The organism is Blautia sp. RTP21359st1_E11_RTP21359_211015, assembly GCF_040910705.1.
Taxonomy (GTDB): Bacteria; Bacillota; Clostridia; order Lachnospirales; family Lachnospiraceae; genus Blautia_A; species Blautia_A fusiformis.
This window is the reverse complement of record NZ_JBDGAB010000122.1, coordinates 1-1,246: the sequence shown is the minus strand read 5'-3', so window position 1 is coordinate 1,246 and position 1,246 is coordinate 1. Positions and strand designations below refer to the sequence as shown.

Annotated in this window: 1 rRNA gene; it reads left to right on the top strand. The window is 49.2% G+C overall.

The features are described from left to right. Positions 1 to 1,246 (top strand): 23S ribosomal RNA (locus AB5026_RS18950); the annotation flags it as partial.

Sequence of the window (1,246 nt, the reverse complement as noted above, 5' to 3'; positions counted from 1 at the left end):
CCCATGAGCAGGTTGAAGGTGCGGTAAGACGCACTGGAGGACCGAACCAGGGCACGTTGAAAAGTGCTTGGATGACTTGTGGGTAGCGGAGAAATTCCAAACGAACTTGGAGATAGCTGGTTCTCTCCGAAATAGCTTTAGGGCTAGCGTCGACATAAAGATTCTTGGAGGTAGAGCACTGTTTGGGTGAGGGGTCCATCCCGGATTACCAATCTCAGATAAACTCCGAATGCCAAAGAATTATGGTCGGCAGTCAGACTGCGAGTGCTAAGATCCGTAGTCGAAAGGGAAACAGCCCAGACCACCAGCTAAGGTCCCAAAATAATTGTTAAGTGGAAAAGGATGTGGGGTTGCACAGACAACTAGGATGTTAGCTTAGAAGCAGCTATTCATTCAAAGAGTGCGTAATAGCTCACTAGTCGAGTGACCCTGCGCCGAAAATGTACCGGGGCTAAAACAATTTACCGAAGCTGTGGATACCTTTATAGGTATGGTAGGAGAGCGTTCTATGTGTGGAGAAGGTGTACCGTGAGGAGCGCTGGAACGCATAGAAGTGAGAATGCCGGTATGAGTAGCGAAAGACAGGTGAGAATCCTGTCCACCGTAAGACTAAGGTTTCCAGGGGAAGGCTCGTCCGCCCTGGGTTAGTCGGGACCTAAGGAGAGACCGAAAGGTGTATCCGATGGACAACAGGTTGATATTCCTGTACTAGAGTATGTAGTGATGGAGGGACGCAGTAGGCTAACTAAAGCAGACGAATGGAAGTGTCTGTCTAAGCAGTGAGGTGTGAATTGAGTCAAATGCTTAATTCTATAACATTGAGCTGTGATGGGGAGCGAAGTTTAGTAGCGAAGTTAGTGACGTCACACTGCCAAGAAAAGCTTCTAGCGTTAAACATACTCTACCCGTACCGCAAACCGACACAGGTAGTCGAGGCGAGTAGCCTCAGGTGAGCGAGAGAACTCTCGTTAAGGAACTCGGCAAAATGACCCCGTAACTTCGGGAGAAGGGGTGCTGACTTTACGTCAGCCGCAGTGAATAGGCCCAAGCAACTGTTTATCAAAAACACAGCTCTCTGCTAAATCGTAAGATGATGTATAGGGGGTGACGCCTGCCCGGTGCTGGAAGGTTAAGAGGAGTGCTTAGAGGTAACTCGAAGGTATGAATTGAAGCCCCAGTAAACGGCGGCCGTAACTATAACGGTCCTAAGGTAGCGAAATTCCTTGTCGGGTAAGTTCCGACCCGC